Origin of the sequence: Epilithonimonas sp. (genome assembly GCF_036780765.1) — a bacterium.
GTDB lineage: Bacteria > Bacteroidota > Bacteroidia > Flavobacteriales > Weeksellaceae > Epilithonimonas.
In genome coordinates this window covers 40,673-64,861 of record NZ_DAIQCG010000002.1, presented here as the reverse complement: position 1 = coordinate 64,861, position 24,189 = coordinate 40,673, and the positions used below count along the sequence as shown (strand labels likewise).

Genomic DNA, 24,189 nt, shown 5'->3' with positions numbered 1-24,189 from the left:
TTATAAAATTTTGCCAGAGCTTTCTGCTTTGGCATTTTTTTTTGATTAAATTTAAAATTAACTTTACGTTTAATCTCATCCTGATCATCCGATTAAATCATTACTTTCTGTAAATTTGCAAAATGAACTACAGTTCCGAACTCAAAAAATTCTTAACCAGCCAATACATCTATTCCGGAGCTCGCATTGCTCTAGCGATAGTGATTCCAAGTATCATCTTGGCGCATTTTGGTTTGCTTAAGGAATATTTTCTGTTCCCACTCGGAACAAGTTTCGTAGGACTAACGGATCAACAAGGACCTTTCATAAGAAGAAGAAACACACTAATACTTTCTGTTTTTTCCTTCTTTCTGATTGCACTTTTGGCAAGTTTACTCAAAGGATTCCCCATTGCAGTTTATTTACAAATCATCATTTTCGGATTTTTCTTTTCGATGATTGGCGTTTATGGGATGAGATTGGCAACCTTTGGTTCCATCGCCCTTGTTGTTTTAAGTATCTTTATTGATGGACATTTGACAGGAGATGATATTTTTAAAAGTTCGTTCATATTCTTCCTTGGTTGTCTCTGGTTTTTTATCGTTTTTTTGGTTGTTTCCAAGTTACAGCCCTACAAATTAGCCAGTCAGGTTGTTGGGGAGAACTATTTGGAGTTGGCAGATTATCTAAGAATCAAAGCCAGACATTATACCAAAAATCCAGATTTTGATTCATTATTAAATCAATTAATTTCTCAGCAAGTTAAGATTAAAAACCTTCAGGAAGATACCAGAGAAATTGTCTTCAAAACCAGACAAATCGTCAACGAATCTACCACACAAAGTAGAATTCTAATGTTGATGTTTCTCAATTCCATTGACCTTTATGATAAGCTTCTAACCTCAGAAAACGATTACAAAAGAATGAATCAGGTTTTTGGGAAAACAAAACTTCTTCAAAATATCCACGATTATCTTTTGGTAATGGCGGACGAAATTACCAATCTCGGAATTTCTCTACAAAGTGGTTTACCTTATAAAGAAGTGACTAATTTTGATAATGAACTGAAGAAAATCTACGATGAATTTTTCGATCATCGTTCCAAGAAATTTTCTTCCGAAACATTAGAAGATTTTATGATGTTGCGTCTGGTTCTGATGAGAATTACTGAGATCACGGATGAAGTGACAACTATTTTGAAAGTCAATTCTCAGGATAAGAAATTGGCAAAAAGTTTATCCTCAGGATTAGATTATTCTCAATTTTTACCGAAAGAAGAAAAACTGAATCTCAAAGTTTTATTCTCCAATTTCTCTCTTAATTCTGGACATTTTCGACACGCTGTAAGAGTAACAATCGCTTTGCTGATTGGTTATATTGTTTCCAGATTTGAGATTCTCGGGATTGGACATTCTTATTGGATATTGATTACCATTATTGCCATTCTGAAACCAGCTTATTCAACCACAAAACACAGGAATCTTCTGCGATTCTTCGGAACTTTGGCTGGTGCGACCATCGCTTATATCATTTTACATTTTGTTGATGAGCCCACGACTTTGCTGATGATACTTTTAGTCAGTATGATTATCTGTTTTAGTTTATTGAAGTCCAATTATTTTTGGGCAGTTTTGTTTATGACGATTTATATTTTCTTGTCTTTCAATTTCTTAAGACCCGGAAATATCAACCTCATCTTCAAAGACAGATTGCTGGATACAGCGATTGGAGGAATTGTAACTTTCTTGGTCGCTTACTTTATTTTACCAGTTTGGGAACATACTCAGAATCTGGCTTTGATGAAAAAATCTTCCAAAAGCAATCTCGATTATTTCCGATTGGTAATGGATCATTTCTTGAAAAATGAGCCGGAAGATCAGGATTTCCGACTGAAAAGAAAAAACGCAATCATCGATTTGGCGAATCTTTCTGATAACTTTCAAAGGATGATTTCTGACCCAAAAAATCAACAAAGAAAACTGGAAGCAGTTCATCAATTTGTAACCACATCACATTTGATTACAGCTTACACAGCTTCTTTATCACAATACGCCAAATCTGGTCACGAGTTTCCGGAAATCGATTTTCAAAATTGGAAAATCAAAATCTCTGCAGAATTATTGCGAACATCTTCCCTACTCTATCAACAAGATCTGGATGAACAAATACGTTCCGAAAGTCACATAAAACCGGAAGATCAGGTGTTTGATTTATTAGAAAAAAGAAAAGCAGAATTAGAAAATCAAGTTTTTTTCGATGAGAGAAAAACCTTTACTGTAAGTCATTTGACAGAGATCAAAAACATCAAAGAATTACTGGAATTGATCTATGATGTTGCAAAAGATCAACGGAAAATTATAGAGGAATATTTGATTCATCAATCTACAACTGCGAAACAATAGTTATCAAAGAAAGAAATTTTGGCCTTGTAAAAATCTTCATTCTCCAAATCATAAACTCTGCTTTTCACAATCAGTTCCTCTTGTAATTCAAAAGGTAAAACATCATAATGCTTTTTCAAAGACCAATGTTTGCTGTGATGGATTTTGTAAAGCGCCTCTTTCACACACCAGATTGCCGTTAAAAAATCAACTTCCTCAGAATTATCAATATAAGCATCTTCGTGAAGAATAAATTTGTGCCGAATATTTTTGATCTTTTCTTTACGTTTTTCAAGGTCTATTCCCACTCTCTTTTTAGAAATAGCCAAAGCCGCCAACGGATAAGAATGACTGATTGAAATATGAAAATCCTGCGGAAAAAGATAAGGCTCGCCATTTTCTCGATAAAGAATTTTGTGATTAGGAAGCAATACTTTCAACATTTTCCTCACCATCAAAAACTCCGAGATTTTGTTCGGATGATAGCCAAGAATTTTAGCCTGATTTTCTGGTTCCAGCAAAAGATCAGAGTCCAATTCTTCATTTTCATCAAATTCCCAAATCAGAATTTGAGCAATATCATCGGAAAGATCTTTGTAAAGTGGCATCAATTATTTTTTTTGAATGCTTAAAATTAATAAAAAAAGACGACTTCAAAAATTACAATCCTGATTGTCAGAACTTAAAAATGCCTTAAAAATGAGGCTTTAAGATTATTTTAACAATTATGTGATGTAAATTTGCAGTATCAAAATGAAAAATTCAATCGTATATATTCTAATGTTTGTGTTTCTGTTATTTACAGCAGAAAACAAGCAAACTCTTGATTTCCAACAAGATTTTGGAAATCAGAATATCTCGTTGCAAGTTCTTTCTTTTGCTAAAAAACACCACAAGAATCATTCATTAGAGAAAACATCTTTACAACAAATCAATGATTCTCTAGATTCTCCCGAAGAAAGTAATCTGAATTTTTCCGATGCTCTTAATTTTGTTGCAATTGTAGCGACATTCGGGTTTGGTTATCTTCTACATTTATATTTCAGACAAAGAACACCAACTTTTCACGAGCCGAAACTTATTCTTTCTTCGGTCAAAAGATTTATTCTGCTGCGTTCTATCCGAATTTAAAATTTACTTTTTCGAAAACAGAATTACCCTTATTCCAAAGTGGTAACAATCTCTGTTGTTTTTGAAAACTTCCCTATTCAATATTTCGAATAATCATTTGCTACGGTTTTAATTCTAAAATTAGATTCTAAAGTCCAGTTTTAAAACGATTATTCTTTCAACACACAATCAAAAAAAAATTATTTAAAATGAAACCGCAAGGTTTGTTAATTCCTCTAAAAAAATATTAGATTATGAACAAAAGAGTCACACTTACTCTTATTTTCAGCACATTATTGATGATTTTAAGCTGCAAAGACAAAAAAGAAGAAAAAGAAGAATCTGTCGTTTACCCAACAACGTCTCCAGTAAAAATGGACACTGTGATCAACAAAGAATTTGTTTCCCAAATCAGATCCGAAAGGAATATCGAAATCCGAGCTCAGGAAAAAGGATTCTTAGAAAAAATATATGTTGATGAAGGTCAGCACGTACAAGCCGGACAAGTTTTGTTCAGAATTATGCCACAACTTTATCAGGCTGATGTTTTGAAAGCTAAAGCAGAAGTGGCACAGGCTGAAATTGAATTACAGAATGCAAGTACTTTGGCAAAGAGCAATGTTGTTTCCATTAATGAAAAAAGAATGGCGAAAGCTAAATTAGACGCTGCAAAAGCTGAATTGAACTTAGCTCAAACACATTTATCTTTCACTACAATCAAAGCACCTTTCTCAGGAATTATCGACCGTCTTCCTCTTAAATTGGGAAGTTTGGTAGATGAAGGAGATCTTTTGACAAGCCTTTCCGACAACGGTGGAATCTTCGCTTACTTCAATGTTTCTGAACCAGAATATCTTAATTATCAGACGCATTCTGCAGAACGTGGAAACAATCAAGTTTCTTTGATAATGGCGAATGGAGAAACTTTCCCAAATAAAGGAATCATCCAAACCATTGAAGGTGAATTCGATAATGAAACTGGAAATATCGCTTTCCGAGCAAAATTCCCGAATTCAAATCAATTATTAAGAAATGGAGAAACAGGAAAAATCCAAATGACGCTTCCTCTTAAAAATGCCTTGATCATTCCTCAAAAAGCGACTTACGAGATCCAGGATCAGAAATATGTTTTCGTGGTTGGAAAAGACGGCGTTGCCAGATCAAAAAATATCAAGGTTGCTTACGAACTTCCCGACATATATGTTGTTTCCGAAGGGCTTAATTCTAATGACAAAATCTTGTTAGAAGGGGTTCAAAAAGTGAAAGACGACCAGAAAGTGGAAACCAAATTCCAAGATCCGAAAAAAGTCTTGAGCTCATTAAAATTACAAGCCAACTAAGATATATGATAAGTGATGATTGATAAATGATTCTAATTCTTTGTCTATTATCTATTCGTCTATTATCTATTATCTCAAAAAATAATTTTTTATGTTTAAGAAATTCATTCGCAGACCAGTTCTGTCTATAGTAATCTCTTTGATTATCGTATTTATGGGAGTCTTGTCTTTGGTAAAACTTCCTATCACACAATTCCCTGCTATTTCTCCGCCAAAAGTGAACATCACGGCGGAATATCCTGGAGCTAATAACGAATTGCTTATTAAATCTGTCGTAATTCCGTTGGAACGCGGATTAAATGGTGTTCCAGGAATGAAATATATGACTTCTGATGCTGGAAACGACGGTGAGTGTTCCATCCAAATCGTTTTTGATTTAGGAACAGACCCGAATGTTGCTGCTGTGAACGTTCAAAACCGTGTGTCGTCTGTTGTTAACAAATTACCTCCGTTGGTAGTTCGTGAAGGGGTGAAAATCACTCGTGAAGAACCAAATATGCTAATGTATATCAACCTTTACAGTGATGACCCGAAAGCGGACCAAAAATTCCTTTTCAATTATGCTGATATTAATGTAATGTCAGAATTGAGAAGGGTAAGTGGAGTTGGTTTTGCTGATATCTTAGGAACCCGCGAATATGCGATGCGTATTTGGTTGAAGCCTGATAGAATGACAGCTTACGGAATTTCTGCTGATGAAGTGATGGAATCTTTGAATGCCCAAAGTTTGGAAGCTTCTCCAGGAAAAACAGGTGAAAGTTCCGGAAAACGTTCTCAGTCATTCGAATATATTTTGAAATATCCAGGTCGTTTCAATAATGAAAAAGACTATGGAAATATCATTCTAAAAGCTAAAACTGATGGCGAATTTGTAAGACTGAAAGATGTGGCGGATATAGAATTCGGTTCATCTATGTATGACATCTACTCTACTTTAAATGGAAAACCGTCTGCCGCAATTACTTTGAAACAATCTTATGGTTCTAATGCAAGTGACGTTATCAAGAATGTAAAAGTGTTGATGTCTGATTTGCAAAAAACCTTCCCAAAAGGAATGCATTATGAAATCAGTTATGACGTTTCAAGATTCTTGGATGCATCAATTGAAAAAGTTGTTCATACATTATTTGAAGCGTTTATATTAGTAGCAATCGTAGTTTTTCTATTCTTAGGAGACTGGCGTTCTACATTGATTCCAACAATTGCGGTTCCGGTTTCATTAATAGGAACATTTGCAATAATGTCCGCTTTTGGAATTACTTTAAACTTGATTTCACTCTTTGCGTTGGTAATGGCAATTGGTATTGTCGTCGATGATGCGATTGTCGTGATAGAAGCCGTCCACGCCAAGATGGAAGAAAAACATCTGTCGCCACTCAAAGCAACGGAAGAAGCAATGCACGAAATCAGCGGAGCGATTATCGCAATCACTTTGGTAATGGCTTCGGTTTTCATTCCAGTTGCGTTTATGTCTGGTCCGGTTGGGGTTTTCTATCGTCAGTTTTCAATTACGATGGTTTCTTCAATCATATTATCGGGAGTTGTGGCTTTGACATTGACACCGGCTTTATGTGCAATCATTCTGAAAAACAATTACGGAAAAGAGAAAAAGAAAACTCCTGTTACGAGATTTTTGGATGGTTTCAACAACTTATTTACAGTTGGAGCTGGAAAATACCATAATTTACTAACTAAAGTTGTAACGAGAAAAATGGTAACACTTCCGTTATTAGTCCTTTTCTGTATAGGAACTTTTTTCTTGAGTAACAAATTGCCTTCTGGATTTATTCCAAGTGAAGACCAAGGGATGATTTACGCAATTATCCAAACGCCACCAGGTTCAACATTGGAAAGAACGAATCAAATTGCTTTGCAGCTTCAAAAAGCTTCTGAAGATATTGATGGTGTTTCGTCTGTTTCATCTTTAGCAGGTTATGAGATTTTGACAGAAGGAACGGGTTCTAACTCTGGAACTTGTTTGATTAATCTTAAAAACTGGGATGAAAGAAAAGAATCAGCTACGGAAATCATAGAACAATTGGAACAAAAAGCCAAAGAAATTCCTGGTGCGAATATCGAATTCTTCCAACCACCGTCAATCCCTGGTTATGGTGCCGCAGGAGGATTTGAATTAAGACTTTTGGACAAAGCTGGAAGTGGAGATTATCACAAAATGGAACAAGTCAGCAATGATTTTGTAAAACAATTAAAAAAACGTCCGGAACTAGGTTCAGCTTTCACATTCTATTCTGCGAGTTTTCCTCAATATATGTTGAAAGTTGATAATGATTTGGCAGAACAAAAAGGTGTAACGATAGAAAAAGCAATGGACAATCTTTCGACTTTGATTGGATCCAATTACGAAACGAGTTTCATTAGATTCGACAGACCTTATAAAGTAATTGTTCAGGCCGGCCCACAATATCGAGCTTTGCCAAGTGATTTATTGAAATTGTATGTCAAAAATGATAAAGACCAAATGGTTCCTTATTCAGATTTTATGCATCTTGAAAAAGTATATGGATTATCAGAAATCACGAGACACAATATGTACAACTCTTCCGAAGTGAGCGGAACGCCGGCTCCTGGATATAGTTCCGGAGATGCGATTAAAGCAATTCAGGAAGTTGCAGATAAAACATTGCCAAGAGGTTTTGGAATAGACTGGGCGGGGATTTCTAAAGACGAAGTTTCCAGAGGTAACGAAGCGATTTACATTTTCTTGGTTTGTCTTGGATTCGTTTATTTGATTCTTTCCGCACAATACGAAAGTTTCATCTTGCCTTTACCAATCATTTTGTCTTTACCGACGGGGATTTTCGGAGCGTTTTTATGCCTGACTCTTTTCGGATTAGAAAATAACATCTATGCACAGGTGGCAATGGTAATGCTCATCGGACTGCTCGGAAAGAACGCTGTTTTGATTGTCGAATTTGCAGTTCAGAAAAAAGCAGAGGAAGGACTTTCTACAAAAGAAGCGGCTTTACAAGGAGCATCATTGAGATTCCGTCCGATTTTGATGACATCATTCGCATTTATCGCTGGATTGATTCCTTTGGCTTTAGCAACAGGACCTGGAGCTGTAGGAAACAGAACTATCGGAACCGCAGCTGCAGGAGGAATGCTCATCGGAACTATTTTCGGATTGATGATAATTCCTGGATTGTATTACATTTTCGCCAACATTGCGGCTAAGTCCAAACTGACTTACTATGAAGAAGAAAATCCTTTAACAGAAAACACTGAACCTTACCAACACGATGGAAAATTTGAAGATAAATAAAAATATAATAGCCACAGCATTCATTTCATTAGCATTGATTGGATGTAAAGCACCAATGGCTACCAAAATTCAGGATAGAGTAAAAGAAACTATTCCTCAGAATTTTGAGAATCAGACTGCTTCGGAAAATAATTCCGGAATTACGCCTTGGAAAGAGTTTTTCACAGACCCAAATCTTGTGAATCTGATTGATGAAGCTTTGAAAAATAATCAGGAATTAATGATTACGCTTCAGCAAATCGAAATCGCAAAAAGTGATGTGATGTACAAAAACGGAAAATTGAGTCCGACTGTTGCCGCAAAATTAAGAGCAGGAATTGAAAAAGTCGGCCGTTATACAAGCACCGGAGCCGGTGATGCTTCCACAGAAATAACCGATGGAAAAGAAGTTCCTGAGAATTTAGGAAATTTTGAAGGCGGTTTGGTTGCAAATTGGGAAGTCGATATCTGGCATAAATTGAGAACAGAAAAACAAGCTGCCGTTGCTCATTATTTGTCAACAGTTGAAGGAAAGAATTTTGTTCTTTCAAGCTTGATTGCTGAAGTTGCTGATAATTATTATGAATTATTATCTCTTGATAATCAATTGGATATTATTCATAAATATATGGATTTACAAAAAAAAGCACTTGAAGTTGCTAAAATCCAGAAGCAGGCAATGGCTGCGACAGAATTAGCGGTGAAAAAATTCGAGGCTGAATCAGCAAAATCCAATGCAACTGAATATGATTTGAAACAACAAATCACGGAAAAGGAAAATCAAATCAATGCTTTGCTGGGACGTTATCCACAACCGATTGTAAGAACGAAAGAAAGTTTTATGTCAATTGTTCCTCAAACGGTTTATACAGGAATTCCGTCTCAGTTATTAGCCAATCGTCCTGATATCAAACAAGCGGAATTAGAATTACAATCTGCAAAACTGGATGTAGAAGCGGCTAGAAAAGAATTCTATCCAAGTTTGGAAATCAGTGCGGTTTTGGGATTGGAAGCGTTCAAACCTTCATATCTCGTAAAACTTCCAGAATCTATGGCTTACAGCCTGGTTGGAGAATTGGCTGGTCCGCTGATTAACAAAAGTGCGATCCAGGCCAATTTCAAATCAGCAGATGCAAGACAAATACAAGCTTTGTATGAATATGACAAAACCATTTTGAGTGCTTATCTTGATATTACGAATCAAATGTCGGCGATTAAAAACCTCGATAAATATTATGAAATGAAGTCTCAGGAAGTCAAAGCGCTTGACCAAGGAATCGACATTGCCAATCAGCTATTCAGAAATATGAGAGCAGATTATCTGGAAGTTCTGATGAATCAACGTGATGCATTGGACGCCAAAATGGAACTCATCGAAGCTAAAGAAAGACAACTCAGTACAGTGGTTAATATTTATAAAAGCTTAGGTGGCGGCTGGAAATAAACATTCATTATTCTCTCTATACACGATGCTCTCGGAATTTTTTTCGGGAGCATTTTTTTAAATTGATAAAAATCAGAAGTTTTATTTATTAATATTTTAATTGTAATTTTGCATTTTAAAATCAGAATTAAAAACGATTCATTACATATGAGTACAACAACACAATACGTTCCTTACAAAGTGAAGGACATTTCTCTAGCAGAATGGGGAAGAAAAGAAATCACTCTAGCTGAAGCTGAGATGCCAGGTTTGATGGCAATCCGCGAAGAATACGGACCATCTCAACCATTGAAAGGTGCAAGAATCGCAGGATGTCTGCATATGACAATCCAGACTGCAGTTTTGATTGAAACTTTGGTAGCGCTAGGTGCTGAAGTAACTTGGTCTTCTTGTAACATTTTCTCTACTCAGGACCACGCTGCTGCTGCCATTGCTGCTGCCGGAATTCCTGTTTATGCTTGGAAAGGTCTTAACGAAGAAGAATTCGATTGGTGTATTGAGCAGACTCTTTTCTTTGGCGAAGACAGAAAGCCATTGAATATGATTTTGGATGATGGAGGAGATTTGACCAATATGGTTTTTGATAAATACCCTGAATTTACAAAAGATATCAAAGGGCTTTCTGAAGAAACTACAACCGGTGTTCACAGATTGTACGAAAGAATGAAAAACGGAACTTTGGTAATGCCTGCAATCAACGTAAATGATTCAGTTACCAAGTCTAAATTCGATAACAAATACGGTTGTAAAGAATCTGCAGTAGATGCTGTAAGAAGAGCGACAGACGTAATGTTGGCAGGAAAAAGAGTGGTAGTTTGCGGATATGGAGACGTTGGAAAAGGAACTGCTGCATCGTTCAGAGGCGCTGGTTCTATCGTTACAGTTACCGAAATTGACCCAATTTGTGCGCTTCAAGCGGCGATGGACGGTTACGAAGTAAAAAGATTGGATACTGTTGTTGATAACGCAGATATCGTAATCACAACTACTGGTAACTTCAACATCGTAAGAAAAGAGCATTTCCTTAAGATGAAAGATAAAGCAATCGTTTGTAACATCGGTCACTTCGATAACGAAATCGATATGGCTTGGTTGAACGAAAACTACGGTCACACAAAATCTGAAGTTAAACCTCAGGTGGACATCTATACAATTGAAGGTAAAGAAGTTATCATTCTTGCTGAAGGTCGTTTGGTAAACCTTGGTTGTGCAACTGGTCACCCATCTTTCGTGATGTCTAACTCTTTCTCTAACCAGACTTTGGCTCAAATCGAACTTTGGAACAATTCAGAAGCTTACGGAAACGAAGTTTACATGTTGCCAAAACATCTTGACGAAAAAGTAGCAGCTCTTCACCTTAAGAAATTGAGTGTAGAATTGGAAACGCTTTCTCCAGAACAAGCTGATTATATCGGTGTTTCTGTTGAAGGACCTTTCAAACCTGAGTATTACAGATATTAAGAATTGTCATCCTGAGCTTGTCGAAGGATCTTAACATTATAGAAACTCTCCAATTTTTGGAGAGTTTTTTTTGTTAGGAGCTTGATCCCGCTATCCGCTATATCTTTTTTGTCATTGCGAACGAAATGAAGCAATCTTTAGAACTTTTCACCGCAATGGCAAAAAAGGATGCCGCTACTATCGGGGCTAGAGATTTTGTACATTTTATCAATGTTTCAGAAAAGATTGACCATAAGTCTTGAATTTCGAAAAAACAAAAGTGATAATCAGCGCTACAAAACATCCGATACAAACACAAATCACACGCTCAATCGGAATCAGCCAATCGTGCGCCTGATTTTCCTCAATCAAAACAATTACCATAGCTGCGAGAGCAGAACGAAGCGTATTATCCAACCTCAAAGCAATTCCTACAAGAATCGTCAAAGCCACACCTATACAAATCAATAAAATATTAGGAATCGGAATCAGAAATAAAATCATTCCGATAGAAGCACCGAGAAGATTGGACTTGATTCTGTCGTAAGCTAATTTGTTGCTATTATCGGGCGAAAAAACAATCACAACAGAAATCAACGCCCAATAAACTGGATATTGCGAAAGAAAAATATAAAACAGATAACAAATAGATGCGCCTATCACGCATTTCACGAGATAAATCCATTCGGAAATAGAGACTCTTAATCTTAAAAATTTGGAAAACTGTTGTATAAAATTCGCCATTAAAATCTTGCTAGAAATGAAACTTCAAAATTATAAAACAAAAAACGAAACAAAGATTCCAGAAGCATTATTTATGTCATAAAGATTTCATTTTCCTTTCATAATTAGTAAATTGCAACATCAAAAAATTTCAAAAAAAATGGAATATTCACAACTGGAACCAAAAGTGATTTGGAAGAATTTCGAAGCACTGAATTCGGTTCCCAGACCATCAAAAAAAGAAGAAAAAGTTATAAAATTCATAAAAGAATTCGGGGAGAATCTTGGATTACCAACAACCGTTGACGAAGTTGGAAATGTCATCATCACAAAACCTGCAACTGTTGGAATGGAAAACAGAACGCCAATCGTGATGCAATCCCACCTTGATATGGTTTGTCAAAAAAACAACGATGTAGATTTTGATTTCGAAACTCAAGGAATCCAAATGTATGTAGATGGAGATTGGGTAAGAGCAAAAGGAACAACTTTGGGCGCGGACAACGGTTTGGGCGTTGCAACGATTATGTCCATTTTAGAAAGTAATGACATTGCACATCCAGATTTGGAAGCACTTTTCACAATTGATGAAGAAACCGGAATGACTGGCGCTTTAGCTTTGAAACCTGAACAATTGAAAGGTCAAATCCTTTTAAATCTTGATACAGAAGAAGATGACGAAATTGATATCGGCTGTGCTGGTGGTGTGGATGTGACGGCTTCTGCAAAATTCGATTTGGAAGAGGCTAAAGGCGAAACTTTCAAAATCGAAATCAAAGGTTTGCAAGGCGGACATTCTGGAATGGATATCATCAAAGGTCTTGGAAATTCTAACAAATTGTTAGGAAGATTGCTGTTTTTAGGATTAGATAATCAAATTCAGTTAATTTCTATCGATGGTGGAAGTTTGAGAAATGCAATCCCTAGAGAAGCTAAAGCAGTATTTTCAGTAGATAATTCGCAAGATTTTTCAGAAAAATGTGAAAAACTTAAATCTGAAATTCTTGAGGAATTTGCTTCATTAGAAAAAGATTTAGTTATCCATATCGAGAAATTAGATTCATCAGAAAAAGCAATTTCTGTTGTAGATTCTAAAAAAATAGTTTATGCAATCAATGCTGCTCACAACGGCGTTTTCCGAATGAGTCCGGATGTGGAAGGCTTGGTAGAAGCGTCTAACAATGTTGCAAGAGTGGAATTGAAAAATGGAGAAATCAAAATATTAAACTTGACGCGTTCTTCCGTAGAATCTACAAAATGGGAAGTTGCAAATCAATTGAAATCTGCTTTCGAAAGTAATTCTTTGAAAACAGAATTCGGAGGTTCTTATCCGGGCTGGAAACCAAAACCTGAAGCAGAAATCATCAAAGTAATGACTGAACTTTATGAGAACAATTTCGGAGAAAAACCTTTAGTCGTTGCTTGCCACGCAGGATTAGAATGTGGAATCATTGGTGCCAATTATCCAAAAATGGAAATGGTTTCTTTTGGACCAACCATCAAAGGTGCTCATTCGCCAGACGAAAGAGCCAATATACAATCTGTTCAAAAATTCTGGAAATATACTCAGGAGATTCTGAAAAATATTCCTAAAAAATAACTTATACCAACAAAAAATGCTCATCTAATTAGACGAGCATTTTTTATTTAAAATCATAAACCTAGTGACCAGCATGTCCATCAGCACCGTGCGCGTGACCGTGCGCCAATTCTTCTTCCGTTGCAGGACGAGTGTTCAAAATCTCAACATCAAAATGCAAAGGTCTTCCAGCCATTGGATGATTAAGGTCTACAACCACAGCTTCTGGAGTAACTTCTACAACCACAGCTTGGAAATTATTCCCTTGATTGTCAGACAATGGTAAAACCGCTCCAACTGGAGGCAATTCTTGTCCTTGGAACATATCAACAGGCAACTGAGTAACAGCTTGAGGATCTCTTTCTCCGTAACCTTCGCTTGGTTCGATCGTGAAAGATGTTGTTTCGCCAATATTTAAGTTCTGAATTTCTTGTTCAAATTTCGGAATCATCATTCCTACGCCGTAAAGAAACGTCATTGGGTTTTCTGCAGAAGTCTCTTCTACAAATACTTTTTCTCCTGCTTCATCATTAGTATGTAGAACATATTTCAAAGTTACTACGTGATTTTTGTCTAATGCCATTTTTAAAAAATTTAAATTATCTGATAATATCAGTATGTATATGAATGGCAAATGTACTCTTTTCAAAATAAAACGTTAATCCTCTTTTTAAAGCAATTCTAATTTTTTATTTTCCAAAATTTTCTAGAACTTAGCAGAATGGCAAAACTCAAAACAACCATCATATCGGTCACACTATTTTGCTTTTCAATTGCAATAAATTGTCAACAAAAAGGAAAGCAAAACATTATCGAAACAAATCCAAAAACATCAATAAAACCTTTTGAAAAAGATTGGGCAAATAAGAATATTCCTCAACAATGGATTGAAATAAAGAAAGATAAGAAAGGATACTTAATTTATCAACCGTGTGATGGTAATACTTTTTTTATTGATTGGAAAACACAACCAGAAACTGTAGAGATTCGACATCAAATAGAACCTGAATTCATTAAGTATGATATCAGGGAAGATATTAATAGTACTAACAAGTTTTTCATTAATTTTTCTAAAAATAAGAACCAAATTCTTCAAATCAAGGCAACCGGATACGATTTAAACAATCAAATTGCTCTATTTAAAATTAATAATGAATCTTATCTTATGACTCCTATCGAAAACAAAGATTCATTTCGAAAAATTGAAAATAAATGTAAAAAAGAAAAAATTACTGAATTAGAATTTTTACCTATCAATTAAAATGGCAAAACTCAAAACTCAATATTTCTGTCAGAACTGTGGTGCACAGTATTCCCAATGGCACGGGCAATGTAAAACCTGTGGAGAATGGAATACACTTGTGGAAGAAATTGTAGAAAAATCTACAAAATCTGTCGTTGCAAAATCTAAATCTTCAATCATCAACATTATAGAAGTTGAAACTAATGAAGAGCCAAGAATCAAAACACCTTCTGAAGAATTGGACCGAGTTTTGGGTGGCGGAATTGTTTTAGGCTCTGTAACATTAATTGGTGGTGAACCCGGAATTGGAAAATCGACTCTGCTTCTTCAATTGGCTTTGAAAATGAAGAAAAAAATTCTTTATGTTTCGGGCGAAGAAAGTGCGTCACAAATCAAAATGAGAGCCGACCGTCTAGCCGAAGTCAAAAATCCGAATTGTTTCCTTTTTACTGAAACTAATGTTGAGAAAATCTTGCACGAAGCTAAAAAACTAATGCCTGATTTTATGATTATCGATTCTATCCAGACGCTTCAATCGCAATTGATAGAAAGTTCGCCCGGAACGGTTTCTCAAATCAGAGAATGTTCTAACGAAATCATCAAATTTGCCAAAGAAAATAACATTCCTGTTTTTTTGGTTGGTCATATTACCAAAGACGGACAAATCGCGGGACCAAAAGTTTTGGAACATATGGTGGATGTGGTTCTGAATTTCGATGGTGATAGAAATCATCTTTTCCGATTGCTTAGGGCCAATAAAAACCGTTTCGGTTCTACATCAGAAATCGGGATTTACGAAATGATTTCACAAGGTTTAAAAGAAATTAAAAATCCATCTGAAATTCTCATCACCAAAAAATCTGAAGAACTTTCCGGAAATTCTGTTGCAGTAACTTTGGAAGGCAATCGACCGATGTTATTGGAAATCCAAGCTTTGGTTTCCACCGCAGTTTATGGAACGCCACAAAGAAGCTCGACTGGTTTTGATTCCAAAAGATTGAATATGCTTTTGGCAGTTTTAGAAAAAAGAGCAGGTTTCCAACTCGGCGCAAAAGATGTTTTCCTTAATATCACAGGCGGAATTAAAACAGATGATCCAGCTTTGGATTTGGCCGTGGTTGCTTCTATTCTATCTAGTAATGAAGACATTGCAATTTCTGAACACTTTTGTTTCGCTGGAGAAATTGGCTTAAGTGGTGAAATCCGTCCGATTGCACAAGCAGAGCAAAGAATTACCGAAGCAGAGAAATTGGGTTATGAAAAAATTTTCATTTCCAATCTTAACAAACTTCCGAAGAAAAAATTTGGAATTAAAATTGAGGAAATCAGTAAAATTGAGGATTTTGTGGAGTTACTATTTTAATAAAAATTTCAAATCATGAAAACTTGGACCCAATATTTTTTTTTGATTCTTGCCATCGGAAGTTTACTGTATAGCATTTATGATGGGTTTCAAAATAATTTCGAAAATGACTATTATACAATAATTAGTTTTTCTTTATTCAGTATATTAGCAATAAGTAAATTTACCAAACATCCTTTATAATTGAATTATCTCGCCCACTCGATACTTTCTTACACCACCGGACAACTTGTTGGGAATATGATTGCGGACTTTATCAAAAATAATGAGCGAGAAAGTTTTCCATTGGAAATTCAGGAAGGGATTAAACTTCATCGGTTTATTGATACATTTACAGACACTCATCCAGCTGTTTCAGAAGCCAAGAAGATTTTCAGTCCATTAGTCAGACTATATTCGGGTGCATTTGTAGATGTTGCTTTTGATTATTTTGTAGCTCATTATTACGCAGAAAAGGAATTGAGAAATCATTCTCTAAAAGCTTATAAAATACTTTGGGAAAATGAAAAATGGCTTCCCGAAAATTATAAAAAAATGCTTGTAATGATGGAACAAGATGATTGGTTGACCAATTACAGAACGGATCAGGGGATAAAATTCAGTATGCAAAATGTCTTGAACAAAGCAAAATATCTAAACAAAGATATTCCAGTTTTTGATGCATTTATGAAAAACAAAGAAGTATTACAAGTTCATTTTAATCAATTTTTCCCAGACATTTTATCCGAGTGTAACGCTAATTTTAATTCCAGCACTTAACCAAAGTTAATAAATCAACCAAAAACCTCTAGAATTCTTCAATAATTTTGTTATTTTGGTGATAATGTTTGTTTTTTTAATATTTTTGTAGTCGCCTTTGATGCTGTGGATATACAAAAAAAATTATTAATACTTTCTCTTCTGTTTCCCTTTATATCGGAAGTAGATGCACAGCAATATACACCTCAGCAGATAGACCAGTTAATTGCAAAAACTTTTAAAATTGCCGATCGGAACGAAGCTCTAAAAATCAGCAATAAAACCTACCAAATTTCCGCAGATATTGATTATTATCAAGGAAAAGCAAAATCTCTGAAAGCAGACATCAGTTCTTATCTTGGTTTGGGAGAACAAGAAAAAGCTTTAAAATCTGCTGAAAAACTGTATGAAATAGCCAAGAAAGAAGGCGACAATTACCATTGTACCCAAGCTTATATTGCAAAATCAATAGCTTATGCTTATCTAGGTTTTTTTGAAAAAGCCATTAGAACGAGCGAAGAAGCAGAAGAATTCAGTAAAAAAATAAAAGATAACGATGAGCTTTACAGTTCATTGGGACAAATCTATAACGGGAAAGCAGAAATCTTAAATCTACAATATACAGATCCGCAAAAAACCCTGAAGTACGATCTACAAAGCATCGAGTATTATAAGAAAGTTAAAAATAAAACAAAACGTAATAACTGGCTTTCAGCACAATACTCCAGTTTAGGAATAACTTACATAGATCTGGAAGATTACAAACCGGCACTTTATTATTGCAGAAAAGCCTACGAATTGGGAAAACAGGAGAATGACTCTATCAATCAAGCATTTGGCTTATTCGGTTTGGGGAATGCTTATTTGGAAATGAAGCAGAATGACAGTTCTATCCATTATTACAAACAAGCCCTACCTATTTTTGAGAAAGCTAATGATATCTATCGCTTACAGTATATCTATGATGATCTTGGTATGATCTACGAACAGATGGATGAAGACAAAATTTATGCTTATTACACAAAAAAATCCCGCGAGCTTGGCGAAATTATTCGCAGGAAAGAAAAGATGGAAACAGACAAAGTTTCTCAAAACATTTTGGAGGAGGAAAAGAAAAATTGGTATAAGAATCTCTATATCTTTATCGGAAGCATTATCTTTCTTGCGGTTGTATTTTTCTTTTTTACAATTAAATATTTCAAAAGCTATAAAGAAGAAAAAGAGCAAAAGGAAAATATTGAGGATGATCTCATCGAAAAAGAAGAGGAACTTAATCATTTGGAACTTAAAGTAAATGATGCTTTTGCAGAACTTTTGGAATTGGCAAAAAGCAACGACTCATCATTTCTAAGCAGATTCAAAGAAATCTATCCTTTCTTCTATAATAAATTGATTACTAATTATCCGGAACTCACTACAGGTCAAATTCAATTTTGTGCTTTGTTGAAACTTAATTTCACCACAAAAGAAATTGCGCATTATAACAATATTTCTGTAAGAAGTGTGGAAACCAGAAAAAATAGGTTGAGAAAACAACTGGATATCTCTTCAGAAATTGATCTGAATAAATGGATGATGGATTTCTAAAAATGCCTACACTTAAATTAAAAACAACTCATTATCAAAACATTACTTAATTGGCGTAGTTATGTAGTAGTTTGTTTTTTGTCAATATTAAGTTAAATGATAATCTTTGTAGCACAAAACTAAACACTTTATTCGTCCCTTAGATTCTAAAGGCACACAAGATGAACATAGATCTGTTTTAATATTAAATACAGATACCATCAGCAGATTTTTCCAAAAAATATCTAGTCGATGCTGAGAAAAGATAACGCTCTAGATTATTCTAGAGCTTTTCTATTTTTATAAGCATTTATAATTTTATTTCATCGCATCATTCCATCTCGGAATAATTGCTATCAAACCAACTCCTACAAAAAGAAACAAGGCAGTAATATCAGAATACAGATAGGTACTCAAAAAATAGTTATGCAGTCCAAAATGCAACATTATCAAAATAGGAAAAAGTATAACACCTATTTTTCTGAAAAATAGAATGAGAATCCAACTGAGAATTACAAGAATATCAACTCCAAAAGTATAGTAGAAAAAACCTGAAGGAATATTAAGTGATTGATGTTGCGAAAACTCTGCTAAATCGGTATTTACACTTAACAAAAACACCAATAATATAAGACCAAAACTAAGGTAATAATCTTTGTTATTTTTAAAACTTTTATCCACTGAATTCATATTATAAAATTACAAAAAAAGAGCTTAATAAATAAGCTCTTCTTTATAGAAATTTCTATTAACTAACTATATACTAACCGCATTGATTAAGCGGTTTTTATCGCTGATGTACTCCTCCATAGAGATCATACTCTCTGTTCTCATTACATCTTGGATATCATCTATCTGATAAATGATTTTCTTAGCATCTTCAGTATTTTTTGCTTTCATTTTGCAGAAGATGTTATATTTTCCAGATGTTACGCTAGCTTCTACAACATTTGGGATCAAAGCTAACTGCTTCAAAACTTCTTGTGTATGGTTTGATTTTGTTAACAAAATACCGATAAAAGCTGTGAAGTTATAATCTAATTTACCGTAGTCAATGTTAAGAGATGAACCCAAGATAATTCCCGCATCTTCCATTTTCTTAACTCTTACGTGTATTGTCCCAGCAGAAACATCCATTTGTTTTGCAATTTCTGTAAAAGGCATTCTAGTGTTTTCTACTAAGAAATCCAGAATCTTTTTATCGATATCGTCTAATTGATAGTTCATTGTATGATTTTATTATTTATTTAAAATATATCTAATTTTTTTGCAAATTTATAAAAAATATTTTAAATAAAAAGAAATATCAAAAGATTAACAGCTTTTAACAAAACTTCATATTCACTATGATAATTATCATTTATTTAGCTTGTTTTTTACAGAATCTATTTTATTTTGTTCTAGGTCAACAGAGTCCTTTTTTATCCTTTTTCGGCTTTTGAAGATATATTTGAAAGAATTGAAACTCTTACTATAGACAACACCAACACCATAACTTTGATTGGCTCCGGCAGTTGTTCCTGTCGCCGTATTAAGCCCAATATTAGAAGGTTTGGAATAGGCTCTTAACAATCTACTTCCGTTGTTATTTCTACTCCAGTCATATTCTACAATCCCTTCAGCTGAAAGGAAATTAGCGGTAGCATTATCTGTTCTTGCAATAGGAACTCCAAGACCAGTTTTCAATTTTAATCTTGGAGAAAGTGCCAAACTTACACTGGTATTTGCTCTGTCTGAAGTATTAGATCCCACATCACCACTTATATAATCCAGATTAATCTGAAATGCACTACTAATAGTATTAAGAACAGAACCCAATTGTTTGAATGCCATACTATAACCTGTACTCACTGCAGTTTGGGATACATCCACTTTCAAACCTCCCGAATTGACAACGTTAAAATTATTAAGCACCAAGACAGATCCAAACTGGATAATTCTTTCGTCATCAGTACTCATTTTGGTTGCCAGAGTTTCTCTAACTTGTGAAGAACCATCTGGGGCAGCAACTCCAAAAGAAATATCAGGCTTTGTAAGTGTTCCAGTAATCTTAGTAGACAGAACTACATTAATAGGTTGCGTAAGAGACATACCTAGATATTCTCCGGCGTTTGTAACAGTTCTTGTATAATTTGCAGTAATATCTAAATCTGGAGTCATCGGATTTCCATTCCATTGGATATTACTGTTTTTAGCGATCTGGAATGTTCTGTTCAAAATAGCTTTTGAAACAAATGTTCCGTTATCTACAGTATAACTTCCGTCCATCAAGATATTCCCGCTCCGTTCCATCTTAAATTTAAGATGACGAGCATCTCCTCGCACAGAGATATTCCCAACATCATCTCCAACCAAAACATTCACCAAAGAACCTTTATCAATGGTTACATCAAAGTCAATCAACATATTAGCACCAGATCTTTTCTTTTTTTCTATTGAGATCTGACCAGAATCGTCACGTTTCAAAAATCTTAATATTTTAAATTCCTCAACATTGGCTGTAGAAGCACTGTTGAATGTGAACGTACTATTATTCAAAACTCTTAGTCCATCAGTAGGTGTAGAAATCTCCAATGCAGAAACCGGCCCACTCACATAGACATCGCCTTGCCCTGTAACTCTTCCCCAGAAAAGATCATTGTCATCTTGCGTTGAGTTCAAAACCAAAAGATTATCGGCATGCATAATTAAGTTGATTCCTAAGGAAGACAAAGTTTCAAATTGTATTGAACCAGAAATATTTCCTTTAGAATTTTCTCTTCCGTCTCTTATTCCAATGTTGTTAAGTACCGCTAAACCTTTTGAGAGATTAATGACTGTGTCATCCATAGAATAATCTACACCCGTGAATAATAATTTCAAACCAAATCCTTTCAAAGCAATATCACCACTGTAATCTATATCATTCACTGGGCCTGAAATTTTAAGGTCTCCAGTCGCTTTGCCTCGGAAGTTTCCAAAAATTTGTTTAACAAATTGTTGTGCAAATCCAAGGTCAAATTCATCCATTTTAGCATTAAGAGCAAGCATCATAGATGATCCTGTATTATCTACAGTTCCTGTTACATCCAAAGTATTACGTCCTAATAAATCTGATGACAAAGCCTGAATACTAACATCAAAGACATTTGGTTTTTCACTTTTTGTGATTTTGGTTTCGATGTTACCCATCGCTTTACCATTCATAAAAATATCATTCACATCAAGGTCTACCAAAGGTTCCAAATTGTTTCCAGACTTCTTGATTTGGATAGTTCCGTTTGCAGTTCCTTTGATATCCAGTGCATTTTTATCTTTACTAAAAGCGAGAAGTTTCGATATATCAAGATTTTTCACCTCTGCATCTGCCGTGAACTCTTTTCCGGATTTGAAATCTGCAGTTTTGACCAAAAGCTCACTTTCATCAGAATGAATCCTGAGATTTTCTACAATGAAATCTTTTTCTTTCTTTCTATATGTAATCGAATGATTGAGTTCCGGACTCGTATCTACGCTCCAAGCAACATCATTAAGTTTAACGGTAGTTGGTTCAAAACGCAATACATAATCTCCAATAGCATTGGTCGTTTGGTTAATGTTTACCGCATATTCTTTCATTTCTTTTGCCGTTTCATCTTCCAAGCTTCCTAATTTGAAAACCGTTCCTATATGCAAAACCTGCGAATTTTCATTATTAGCGGTCAACTTCACATCCTGAAGAACATTATTGCCGTATTGCCCTCTTTTGATTGTCGCAAGCAACTGTTGGTCTAGATTTGCTGTGTTCACTCTCAGCTTCAGACTATCAACCATCGCGCTATCTTTCACTTTACTAAGATCTGGCTGATATGTCGCATCGGTTTCTGCCAAAAACAGCTCAGCTTCACTAAGTTCTTTTTTGCTGGTCATCACATATTTGATTTGAGCGGCATCAGCATTCAGAATCAAATCATTGGTAGCACCTATATAACTTCCAGCGACTTTTGCGCCATCCGGTAATTCCAAATTTGGAACAAAGAAAGAAACCAAACCTTGCTTCACATCAAAATCGAAATCGAAATTCTGTCCGTTGTATGTTTTCTTCGGAGGATTGCCTACCAAAATTTTGTTGAAACTGTTCATCACCATCTTTCCGATATCTTCCAAATCAAACCTACCGGAAACTCTTCCTGTAACCGCTCCAGGTGCATCAACAGAAACAATCCTATTCCCATTTTCAAAAAAAGCTTTGAGTTTGGAATCCGGAATTTGCAATTTTTGAGAACTTGAATTCAATGTCAATCCTTTGATATTGGTATCGAGATTAAGGTCATTCAGGTTAGTCATAGAAACTTTTCCAACCAAATGTCCGCTAACAGAATTGGTATCACCAGCCGAAATCCCGAAATATTTCAAATTAACATATTGGATATTAGCATCGAAATCTGCAAACAATCTTTTGGTACTAAAGTCCACAATTCCTTTGAAATTCCCTTTGACATTAGCATCGTTGGCATTAACATTCCCTGTGAATCTTCTTTTGTTCAGAACACCATCGATTTCAATATTATTAAGGCTTTTGCCCATCAAATCTATATGATTAACATCCGAAGTCGTTTTCACATACATCGTATTCACATCAAAAACTTCGCCTTGAACATTGAATTTTCCTGAAATCAAGCCAACCTGTTTATTTTTCGTCAAAGCTGTTACATTCAAATCTTTGACATCTACATAACCTCTGTATTTCGGACGTTTTGTACTATAATCAACAAGATTGAAATCTTTCATTTTCGCCTGTCCGATTCCTGTAATGACATTTCCGGTGGCGAAAATCTGTTTTGGATTCACTTTGACGGAACCATTATATTTTAACCTTCCAAAATCATCCGCAATATTTCCCAACTTCGAAGCAATGAATTTCGGCAGTGAGGCTTTCAAACCTTTGTACGTAAAATCGGCGGAAACATCTTTACTTTCAATGAAAAATTTCTTATCAAGAACACTTGAGATGGTCATCTTTTTGGTATTCAGATTGATTTCCTGCGAACGGATTAAGAAATTATTCAAAGTAAAACCATTCAGCGGTCCAGTCATCGTTCCTGAGATGTTGATTGGTGTATAATTGTCCCAATCCGGAACGAAATAACTCAAATCATACCCACTAATCTGGCTTCCCGGAACCATTCTCAAATCCCAATTCACTTTATTCCCAAAATCTGCAAATTTGGTTTTCGGGTCAAGATTAAGAATCGCTTCACCTTGCAAAAGAGAATAATTGGTATTGAAGGTCAGATTCCCCAACTTCAAATGTTTTTTAGTCAGTTCAAAATTGGTGGAAAAAGTATCTACAATATGTTCTTTGCCGTAGCGTTTTGTGATGAAATTGAAGTTTCTGATATCCGCAAAAACATCAGCACCTTCTACTTTTAGAGAAGTGACATTCAGGTTGACATTTCTTGCATCCAGCCATCTTCCTGCTTCTCCCGGACTATTTTCATTGACGATACTTGCTATCCCGTTGATGATATCGAATTTCATCCCCATTTTAAAGGGTTTTCTTTTTGGGTCACGCGGTTTTCCATCATCAAAATTATCTACGTATCGGATAAAATTACTGATGCTGTCGCCTCTGTAAGTAATGACTCGGATGGTTGGCTCAATGATTGTCGCTTGGTTGAATTTGATATCTCGTGTGTTAAAAGCCAGAGCAAACCAATCTGATTTTACTTGCATCTCTTTTGCTTTTACAAATTCATAATTTTTATAATCCTTCAGTGTCAATCCTTTTATCGTGACATCACCCAAAAAATTAACATCAATATCTTGTATAGACATTCCCATTTTCAGGTCTTTGTTCAGAAAATCGATAGCTTGATTGGCGATATAACGTTTGGTAATAGGAAGATTAATGATAATCAGAATCAAAGCAACCAAAGCAATAATACTATAGGAAACGGTGCTGAGAATTCTTAGAAAAAGAGGTCGTTTTTTCTTGCTGACAGTTTTGTCAATATGTGGTTCTTCGTTATTTGTATTTTTATTTTCTAACTTTGCCATCTA

The 24,189-nt window shown here is 35.1% G+C and carries 17 protein-coding genes; 11 read left to right on the top strand and 6 right to left on the bottom strand.

Annotated features, from left to right (window positions below; genetic code table 11):
- Positions 1-122 precede the first annotated feature (122 nt).
- Entirely contained in the window at positions 123-2,381 is a 2,259-nt protein-coding gene (locus V7P73_RS03800) for an FUSC family protein (protein WP_333851634.1), read from the top strand.
- Here the strand turns inward: V7P73_RS03800 and V7P73_RS03795 are convergent.
- Positions 2,357-2,968: a 4'-phosphopantetheinyl transferase family protein gene (locus V7P73_RS03795; protein ID WP_313100869.1), complete on the bottom strand. Its 612-nt coding sequence runs from the start codon at positions 2,966-2,968 to the stop codon at positions 2,357-2,359. The genes V7P73_RS03800 and V7P73_RS03795 overlap by 25 nt on opposite strands.
- Positions 2,969-3,113: 145 nt before the next feature.
- Between V7P73_RS03795 and V7P73_RS03790 the strand changes: the two genes are divergently transcribed.
- The 5 genes from V7P73_RS03790 to ahcY all read left to right on the top strand — a co-directional run bounded on the left by V7P73_RS03790 (position 3,114) and on the right by ahcY (position 10,977).
- Positions 3,114-3,491, top strand: a complete 378-nt coding sequence (locus V7P73_RS03790) for a hypothetical protein (protein ID WP_333851633.1) — start codon at positions 3,114-3,116, stop codon at positions 3,489-3,491.
- Between the two features lie 233 nt (positions 3,492-3,724).
- Complete coding sequence (locus V7P73_RS03785) at positions 3,725-4,810, top strand: efflux RND transporter periplasmic adaptor subunit (RefSeq protein ID WP_333851632.1); 1,086 nt, start codon at positions 3,725-3,727, stop codon at positions 4,808-4,810.
- A gap of 91 nt (positions 4,811-4,901) precedes the next feature.
- On the top strand, positions 4,902-8,093 hold the full coding sequence (locus V7P73_RS03780; protein ID WP_333851631.1) for an efflux RND transporter permease subunit: 3,192 nt from the start codon (positions 4,902-4,904) through the stop codon (positions 8,091-8,093).
- The gene (locus V7P73_RS03775) at positions 8,071-9,516 is read left to right on the top strand and encodes a TolC family protein (RefSeq protein ID WP_333851630.1); all 1,446 of its coding nucleotides are present in this window, start codon (positions 8,071-8,073) and stop codon (positions 9,514-9,516) included. Before V7P73_RS03780 ends, V7P73_RS03775 begins: the two co-directional genes overlap by 23 nt.
- Positions 9,517-9,663: 147 nt before the next feature.
- Entirely contained in the window at positions 9,664-10,977 is a 1,314-nt protein-coding gene (gene ahcY / locus V7P73_RS03770; RefSeq protein ID WP_333851629.1) for an adenosylhomocysteinase, read from the top strand.
- Between the two features lie 207 nt (positions 10,978-11,184).
- On the opposite strand, the gene V7P73_RS03765 is transcribed toward ahcY, so the two are convergent.
- Entirely contained in the window at positions 11,185-11,700 is a 516-nt protein-coding gene (locus V7P73_RS03765; RefSeq protein WP_333851628.1) for an FUSC family protein, read from the bottom strand.
- Positions 11,701-11,839: 139 nt separating this feature from the next.
- On the opposite strand from V7P73_RS03765, the gene V7P73_RS03760 reads away from it, so the two are divergent.
- The gene (locus tag V7P73_RS03760) at positions 11,840-13,279 is read left to right on the top strand and encodes an aminoacyl-histidine dipeptidase (RefSeq protein WP_333851627.1); all 1,440 of its coding nucleotides are present in this window, start codon (positions 11,840-11,842) and stop codon (positions 13,277-13,279) included.
- Positions 13,280-13,340: 61 nt separating this feature from the next.
- On the opposite strand, the gene V7P73_RS03755 is transcribed toward V7P73_RS03760, so the two are convergent.
- Positions 13,341-13,841 carry an FKBP-type peptidyl-prolyl cis-trans isomerase gene (locus tag V7P73_RS03755; protein WP_333851626.1) on the bottom strand — a complete coding sequence of 167 codons (501 nt, stop codon included), beginning with the start codon at positions 13,839-13,841 and terminating at the stop codon, positions 13,341-13,343.
- 138 nt (positions 13,842-13,979) lie between these two features.
- Here V7P73_RS03755 and V7P73_RS03750 point away from each other — a divergent pair, with 138 nt between their 5' ends.
- The 4 genes from V7P73_RS03750 to V7P73_RS03735 all read left to right on the top strand — a co-directional run bounded on the left by V7P73_RS03750 (position 13,980) and on the right by V7P73_RS03735 (position 18,189).
- Positions 13,980-14,519 carry a hypothetical protein gene (locus tag V7P73_RS03750; protein WP_333851625.1) on the top strand — a complete coding sequence of 180 codons (540 nt, stop codon included), beginning with the start codon at positions 13,980-13,982 and terminating at the stop codon, positions 14,517-14,519.
- A 1-nt stretch (position 14,520) separates the two neighbouring features.
- On the top strand, positions 14,521-15,864 hold the full coding sequence (radA, locus tag V7P73_RS03745; protein WP_333851624.1) for a DNA repair protein RadA: 1,344 nt from the start codon (positions 14,521-14,523) through the stop codon (positions 15,862-15,864).
- A 183-nt stretch (positions 15,865-16,047) separates the two neighbouring features.
- Positions 16,048-16,623 carry an acyl carrier protein phosphodiesterase gene (locus V7P73_RS03740; RefSeq protein ID WP_333851623.1) on the top strand — a complete coding sequence of 192 codons (576 nt, stop codon included), beginning with the start codon at positions 16,048-16,050 and terminating at the stop codon, positions 16,621-16,623.
- 105 nt (positions 16,624-16,728) lie between these two features.
- Entirely contained in the window at positions 16,729-18,189 is a 1,461-nt protein-coding gene (locus V7P73_RS03735; protein ID WP_333851622.1) for a tetratricopeptide repeat protein, read from the top strand.
- Positions 18,190-18,486: 297 nt separating this feature from the next.
- Here the strand turns inward: V7P73_RS03735 and V7P73_RS03730 are convergent, their stop codons facing one another.
- The 3 genes from V7P73_RS03730 to V7P73_RS03720 form a co-directional block, all read right to left on the bottom strand.
- Positions 18,487-18,858: a hypothetical protein gene (locus V7P73_RS03730; RefSeq protein WP_333851621.1), complete on the bottom strand. Its 372-nt coding sequence runs from the start codon at positions 18,856-18,858 to the stop codon at positions 18,487-18,489.
- A 66-nt stretch (positions 18,859-18,924) separates the two neighbouring features.
- Entirely contained in the window at positions 18,925-19,395 is a 471-nt protein-coding gene (locus tag V7P73_RS03725) for an Lrp/AsnC family transcriptional regulator (protein ID WP_089871628.1), read from the bottom strand.
- A gap of 129 nt (positions 19,396-19,524) precedes the next feature.
- Positions 19,525-24,186 carry a translocation/assembly module TamB domain-containing protein gene (locus V7P73_RS03720; RefSeq protein ID WP_333851620.1) on the bottom strand — a complete coding sequence of 1,554 codons (4,662 nt, stop codon included), beginning with the start codon at positions 24,184-24,186 and terminating at the stop codon, positions 19,525-19,527.
- Positions 24,187-24,189 lie beyond the last annotated feature (3 nt).